This is a genomic window from Oleiphilus sp. HI0123 (assembly GCF_001635315.1).
In genome coordinates, this window is record NZ_LWGE01000375.1 from 1 (window position 1) to 6,707 (window position 6,707).

The 6,707-nt window shown below is 44.5% G+C and carries 8 protein-coding genes; 6 read left to right on the top strand and 2 right to left on the bottom strand.

Annotation, left to right across the window (positions count from 1 at the left end; all coding sequences use genetic code 11):
* From A3761_RS03530 to rmf, 3 genes are all read left to right on the top strand, one after another.
* The coding region (locus tag A3761_RS03530; protein WP_156491565.1) for a S1 RNA-binding domain-containing protein at nucleotides 1-349 on the top strand (349 nt) is incomplete at its 5' end.
* A 57-nt stretch (nucleotides 350-406) separates the two neighbouring features.
* Nucleotides 407-2,005 (top strand): glutamate--cysteine ligase, encoded by a 1,599-nt coding sequence (gene gshA, locus A3761_RS03535; RefSeq protein WP_068514553.1) that lies wholly within the window; start codon nucleotides 407-409, stop codon nucleotides 2,003-2,005.
* 524 nt (nucleotides 2,006-2,529) lie between these two features.
* Nucleotides 2,530-2,739 carry a ribosome modulation factor gene (gene rmf, locus A3761_RS03540; protein ID WP_068514633.1) on the top strand — a complete coding sequence of 70 codons (210 nt, stop codon included), beginning with the start codon at nucleotides 2,530-2,532 and terminating at the stop codon, nucleotides 2,737-2,739.
* A gap of 52 nt (nucleotides 2,740-2,791) precedes the next feature.
* Here the strand turns inward: rmf and A3761_RS03545 are convergent, their stop codons facing one another.
* Nucleotides 2,792-3,217: a flagellar basal body-associated FliL family protein gene (locus tag A3761_RS03545; protein WP_068514550.1), complete on the bottom strand. Its 426-nt coding sequence runs from the start codon at nucleotides 3,215-3,217 to the stop codon at nucleotides 2,792-2,794.
* Between the two features lie 255 nt (nucleotides 3,218-3,472).
* On the opposite strand from A3761_RS03545, the gene A3761_RS03550 reads away from it, so the two are divergent.
* From A3761_RS03550 to A3761_RS03560, 3 genes are all read left to right on the top strand, one after another.
* Nucleotides 3,473-3,970, top strand: coding sequence for a disulfide bond formation protein B (locus tag A3761_RS03550; RefSeq protein ID WP_068511884.1), 498 nt, complete (start codon nucleotides 3,473-3,475; stop codon nucleotides 3,968-3,970).
* Between the two features lie 244 nt (nucleotides 3,971-4,214).
* A complete protein-coding gene (locus A3761_RS03555) occupies nucleotides 4,215-4,685 on the top strand; it encodes an Rsd/AlgQ family anti-sigma factor (protein WP_068554126.1) in 471 nt (156 codons plus the stop codon).
* A gap of 162 nt (nucleotides 4,686-4,847) precedes the next feature.
* Nucleotides 4,848-5,798 (top strand): WD40 repeat domain-containing protein, encoded by a 951-nt coding sequence (locus A3761_RS03560; RefSeq protein WP_082865345.1) that lies wholly within the window; start codon nucleotides 4,848-4,850, stop codon nucleotides 5,796-5,798.
* A gap of 55 nt (nucleotides 5,799-5,853) precedes the next feature.
* Here the strand turns inward: A3761_RS03560 and A3761_RS03565 are convergent, their stop codons facing one another.
* Nucleotides 5,854-6,483, bottom strand: a complete 630-nt coding sequence (locus A3761_RS03565; RefSeq protein WP_368664592.1) for a cytochrome c — start codon at nucleotides 6,481-6,483, stop codon at nucleotides 5,854-5,856.
* Nucleotides 6,484-6,707: the final 224 nt, after the last annotated feature.

Genomic DNA, 6,707 nt, shown 5'->3' on the forward strand with positions numbered 1-6,707 from the left:
AGCGGTAACGAACGTGACACACTTTGGAGCCTTCGTTGATATTGGTGTGCACCAAGATGGTCTCGTCCATATCTCGGCACTGGCGGACAAATTTGTTAAAGACCCTCGCGACGTTGTCAAAACAGGTGATATCGTAAAGGTGAAAGTCATGGAAGCTGATCCAAGACGAAAACGAATATCACTGAGTATGAGAATGGGCGACGAAGCACAAATGAACGATAAAGCTCAAAGCAGCCCAGAACATCAAAATAAGCACAGCAACGCCAAGCAGAATAGAAAACCCAAGCAAACCGAGGCACCAATGTCCGGCGCCATGGCCAATGCTTTTAGTAAGCTTAAATTGAAGTAAAATGATAATACTGCGGTCTTATTTCGAAACAACTCGCACCCACAATAGGATTAACACATGACAGCGCCCTCAAACACCAACAATAATGCTCATGCGGGCCTGTCTCCGAGCGACTTAACGATCCTGGCACAGCATATTAAAGAGCAGGGCTTACCGATTTCACGCGGCATAGAAAAAGAAGGTCTTCGGGCAGATAGCGAATTTTCGATCTCGCAGAGAAATCACCCTGAAGCCTTGGGCCATCCGCTGACTCACCCTTCCATTACCACTGATTACTCGGAAGCTTTATTAGAGCTAATTACACCGGTTGAAGACTCTAGAGAAGGCCTGCTAAAAACATTGCAAGATACGCATAAGTTTGTTGCTAGCAATATTGGCAATGAAGTTCTCTGGTCTGGCAGCATGCCCTGCAAGCTTGATGGCGAGCACAGCATTCGTATTGCTGAATATGGCGACTCCAACATTGGACGCTTGAAGTACGTCTACCGGGAAGGTCTAGGCCATCGATACGGCCGAACCATGCAAAGCATTGCGGGCCTGCACTTCAACTTCTCGATCAATGACTCCCTTTGGCTTAATCTAAAAGAAGCGCATGGCAATAAAGAGCAGTCACTACAAGACTTTAAGTCGGAGCAATATTTCGCTCTGATTCGAAACTTTCGTCGCTACTCTTGGCTACTCATGTATTTATTCGGTGCGTCGCCTTGCCTAGACCAGAGTTTTGTCGCTGGCCAAAATCACTGCCTCGAATCATTTGATGATAAGGGCACGCTGTATAAGCCTTATGCTACCTCGCTCAGAATGGGAGACCTCGGCTATCACAACAACGCCCAATCATCGCTAAATATCTGCTTTAACAGCCTGGAAAACTTCACCCATACACTTGGCGATGCCATTAACACTTCTTACCCGCCATACCAAGAGCTTGGGCTAAAGAAAGGTGACGCTTACCTTCAGATCAATACGAATATTCTGCAAATCGAGAACGAATATTACAGCTCAATCCGACCAAAGCGCAGTGCACTGTCAGGCGAAACGCCACGGCATGCACTCAACGAACGCGGAGTCGAATATATCGAGGTACGCTGCCTGGATTTGAACCCATTTTTACCATTGGGAATTTCTGACAGACAGGTCGACTTTATGGATATATTCCTGAGCTTTTGCTTACTCCAGGACTCTCCGGTAATTGGCGATAAGGAATGTGAATATCTCGATAGTAACTTTGACCTGGTCGTCAATGAAGGTAGAAGACCAGGACTTGAACTCACCGACCAATCACAAAAGCGAACGCTAAGTAGCTGGGGGCTTGAGCTTCTAAAAGGCATGCAAGGTCTTGCCGAAGTACTAGACCAGGCAACGAGCGACCAACGTTATAAGTCGGCACTAAAGGAACAGCTAGCTAAACTCGATACACCAGATCTAACACCCTCCGCTCAAGTGTTGTCAGTCATGAAGAAAGAGTCTCTATCCTGGCTAGAGATCGCTGGAGAACTTTCAAAGAAGCATCAATTGGTACTCAGTGCTGAGCCAGCACAAAACCAATTCAGCCAGTTTGAAAAACAAGCGCAGGAGTCGTTTAAGCAAGCAGAAGAAATAAAGCGTAGTGATCGTATTTCTTTCGATAGATACCTAATGGACTATCAGGCGCAATAACTCTAGATTTTCTCACGACTCTTTCACAAAACTTGCTGCACATCTGTTCACCGATACGTTTTAGTATAAATTTTGTGCAGCGTTTTCCATGTCGTAAAACAAAACTGAAATTCCCCTCATTTTTGACCATCCTGTCATTGTTGCAGGTACGCTCCTGTGTTAATTTTGTTAACGCTTGAAACGGAGTATTTCTGTTGGTGTTCTTTTTGTATCTCGCTAACTCAGTCTTGATATCAAAAGCGTTCACTCACATTAATTGTTTCATCTTAAAATGATGACTTACACGCCAAATAAAATTATATAAATAAGGCATTTCACGCTTGTAGGAGAGCGTTCTGAGCATTAAGTTTATGTTCAGGCTTTGTGAATAAGTAAGGATTCTTAATGTGGATGGCGTTGCCAAACCACTTTGTTAGCCGAACGGGAAGCTATATTCTGCTCTACATCTCATGTGGCGTATTGAATATGGCTATCTCAATGATGCTTGTAAAAGTGCAAGGCAGCTTAATGAAAGGAGTGGCCAAATGGCCCAAGACTTTTCTTTATGCTGGGATATTGACTCACTAAACAAAGCTTATCGTCAGGGATATATGGCGGGAGTGATGGGAGCAGATATTCAGCAGTGCCCTTATTCTGGCGAAGTAGTGCAAGCTGCATGGGAAGCAGGCTGGGAAGACGGCGTCGAAAAATGCGAACTGGATAAGCCGAACGAAAGGGTTGGCAAAATCGCCTAAGCTCTCTACCCTACGGCCCCTTTCTTATTTTCGCTTTAGAAGTCGCTAAGCCTTATCTCTGAACAACAAAGCTGGTAAACAAGAGATCATCTATCTGCCCATCACCCGTTTCTTCTTCCAGAATCTGCTGCACAAGTTCTAACGCTTCAAGTCGAACCTTCTCCTGACCTGCTGAAGTACCGAGTGTTTCTTCAGTCTGACGACTTAAAAGCATCACGATCTGATGGCGAACCAAAGCATCATGATTCATAACTTCGTTTACCGCAGCGCCGCTCGATGTTCTGACTGAGACACCTGCCTTGAGAAACTTTAGCTTCTTTCCATTGTCACTACCAAAATTAGCGACAAACGGTGGCGTTAAGTCATGATATTGAATCGATACAGGCGCCCCCTCTTCACCCTCATCTTCTGCTGCTAAAGGCATCGCTACACACATCGATAGCATTAATAAAAAAAACGCTGGAACTTTTATACTCATTTGCACTCTGTCATCAATTGCTTAAAGAAGTAATTATAGGCTGGAAAAGTCAGCCTGCAACACCTTCACCGACATTCTTAACGCAAGACCAAAGCAATTATCATTGTTATCCTAATATGACATTACAAGCTCTTAAGAGAAAAACAAATTTGTTTACTCAGGCGGCTCACTAGTGAAGAATACATTTTTGACCGCGCTCTTTACCTCTTTTATAAGGTAAGCAAAGCGACTACAAGTTTACGAGCAACAAAGATCATGACATTCCCTTCTTCACAGCAACGCTTTCTATTTATTTTTATCGCTTGTGCGGCACTATTAGTCACTGCCACCTACATTGAGCCTTTTAGCAGCATGGACCCATGCCCAATGTGTATGATGCAACGAGTATTCTTTAGCGGCATTGGGCTCGTTGCGCTGATCGGTGCAATCCATAATGCAGGAAAGATCGCTTCGTCCATCTACGCATTCCTCGCAGCACTCTTATCTGTGGGTGGTGCCGCTGTTGCTATTCGACAATTGTGGCTACAAAGCTTACCCGAAGACCAGGTCCCCGCATGCGGCCCCGGCATCGATTATATGCTCGAAGTGTTTCCCTTATTGGAAGTAATCGAGATGGCCCTACGAGGCACAGGCGATTGCGCAAAAGTTCAGTGGACCTTCATGAGTCTATCAATCCCAGGCTGGAGCTTATTGGCGTTTATTTGCTTTGCAATAATCGGCTTGAGTATATTATTTAAGAAAGATAACAAATAAACTGTTGCGAGCATTAAACAAATTAGTTAGTTTCATGACTACACGCTATTTGTTACAGAAGTAAGCACAAAGCTTACCGAACAATACGCAAAACATTTTGTTTTTCATCTGCAAAAGTAAAATGATAATAAACAGGTAGCCAAGCAAGCTACAAACAACAATTACTTAAACGAAACGAGCTAGCTAAGTACCGACAAGGTACAACAAGTCTCGAAACGATAATGTAGTAGAAAGGGGTTAATGAATGCTCGAGAATTGCAAGAATGCTGCAGAGCGATGGGGTGGAGTAAACGACTTAATCGATAAATGGCTTAAGGAAAGGCAAGCGCTTATTGTCAGCCTGTGCGATCTATCTGTAAACCCAGGCAGCTCTCAAGAAAATAAAGCAGAGAAGTTCCAATCGTTTTGCCAGATATTGGTCGACTATGTTTCGGTCGGACACTTCGAAGTCTACGAGCAACTCGTTGCCGAGGCAGCAGAGTATGATGACGGTGGACTTGAGCTTGCAAAGAAAATCCTTCCTCGCATTGAAATGTCCACCGAACAATCTCTAGCGTTTAACGATCGCTTCGACGATATACATAAAGTCGACGATGGCATCGAAGGCCTTATTAAAGAGCTCGACTCCTTAGGAAAAACCCTTGAAGAGCGCTTTGAGCTTGAAGACACGCTGATTGAAGCACTTCACGCGGTGCACGCAGACACAACCGCTTAGTTCTAAATGAACTCCTGAGCGATAGCCAGAACTTCTTAATTCTGGCTATATTATGCGCTTCCCCTCCAGATCATATTTATTCTCTCTTTTTCCTCGTCTCTGACTATACTAAAGATGTAATGACGTCCTTTTAAAATCGAATCAAATCTATCAGGTCTATCGGTGTTTAAAAAACAAACTTCTACCCTTTTACTCAGTCTGGCACTTGCCGCATGCGCGGAAGGCCCCACTAGCAGTAAACAGCTTGCGACTCAAGGCTTACTAAGCGGCGAACTCAGCCCTAACGGATACCTTGCGGTCATCGGATCGGTTCATCATGGCGGGAGCTTTTGGAACACCAAAAAGAAAGAGCGCCTCTATGACTGGAATCATAAAAGCGGCGAATACTCATCCATCCGGGCCTCAGCGGTTTCCGGTGACGGTAAGAGAGCCGTAACCTGCCAAGAAAAAGACTTAGTGCTATGGGACGCTACGAATGGTAAGTCCCTACAGTTCTGGCAAGCAGCCGATCGAATCGAAGCGATTAGCTTAAACCAAGATGGGCGACGAGCATTGCTAGGCCTGAGAGATGGTACGGTCAATTACTTTGACCTTGATCGAGGTATGGCCATACACAGCTTTAAGCATAACGCACCAATACGGGCTACCGACCTCAGTGAAGACGGTGCAGTAGGTATTAGTGCCGGTGATGATAACATTGCAAAGATTTGGAACCTGAAAACAGGCAAAGAGCAATACGCCTTGAGCCTGAACAATCAGATCAAGACTGCTGCAATATCTGATTCTGGTAAGCTCGCCTTTACCACCTCACAACGCGAAGATGCTCTGGTTTGGGATACCAAAACCGGGAAAAGTAAATTCAAGTTTAAGAATCGATATATTAATTACACCAGCGCTGATTTTTCTGATGATGAGAAATACCTAACGCTTGGCACTTTCCAAGGCGTCATCAGTAAATTTAATATTAAAAAAGGAACTGAAGTGAAGACCTGGCAAGCAGAACCTCGCCAAGCTTATGGCGGCGCCAGCAGTAAAGCGATTATCGATGTCATCGATCAGAAGTCCAATGTTATTGCCTTGACCTCAGATGGAATGTTAGAAGTATTCAAATAGGAAGGTAGGGAACTAGAAAGCCGAGAAGCATATTGCTCCTCGGCAGAGACGAAGCTTATTTATATAAACCAGAAATATAGCTGGCAACTGCTTCAATTTCTTTGTCATTCAAACGAGCCGTTACTGAACGCATCATACGCGAATCACCATCGTTGCTACGCTCACCACTACGGAACTTCTTAAGCTGAGATGCGATGTAATCAGCATGCTGACCGGCAAGCGCTGGAAATGCAGCCAATGACACACCTTCACCTGCTGGGCCGTGACACGCTGCACACGCCGCAACCTTAGTTGCTGCATTACCCTGGCGGTACATGATCTCACCTTTTTCTACCAAGTCTTTCTTTGCTTGGCCAGGCGTAGTTGTTTGTGACGCAAAGTAAGCGGCAATGTTTTCGATATCCTGTGCAGAACGCGCATCAAGCAAGCCTGTCATTTCGATTACAGGACGCTTACCTTCTTTGATGTCATTCATTTGTTTAACCAAGTACTTCTCACCTTGGCCTGCCAGTTTAGGAAAGTTAGCAACAACACTATTTCCATCGGCACCGTGACAACCAGCACACGTAGCTGAAGCGGCCTTTCCTGCCTCAACGTCACCAGCGGCTGAAGCCCCCAAAGACCCTACCAAACCTGCAACGATCACTACACTTTTTAAAATCATTTTCATTTTAATTGCGCTCACTTTCATCTCTAAACATAAATCTAATATTGTCATTTTTACCCACATAACCAAGCAGCTCTGAAGGACAAAACAAGCTAATGAATTCTCTAATCTTCAAAACCTTAACAGTATGGCTGATCAAACTAAAACAACAAGCCGATCACCCTCACTCAGAAAATTATGGGCAAAAAATTTCAGGCTATTATACACTAAGCCCTTCCTGATAAAACCCTTACATTAAATAG

Coding starts and splice junctions, on each gene's coding strand:
- gshA (WP_068514553.1), top strand. CDS start 407: ATGACAGCGCCCTCAAACACCAACAATAATGCTCATGCGGGCCTGTCT.
- rmf (WP_068514633.1), top strand. CDS start 2,530: ATGGCCCAAGACTTTTCTTTATGCTGGGATATTGACTCACTAAACAAA.
- A3761_RS03545 (WP_068514550.1), bottom strand. CDS start 3,217: ATGAGTATAAAAGTTCCAGCGTTTTTTTTATTAATGCTATCGATGTGT.
- A3761_RS03550 (WP_068511884.1), top strand. CDS start 3,473: ATGACATTCCCTTCTTCACAGCAACGCTTTCTATTTATTTTTATCGCT.
- A3761_RS03555 (WP_068554126.1), top strand. CDS start 4,215: ATGCTCGAGAATTGCAAGAATGCTGCAGAGCGATGGGGTGGAGTAAAC.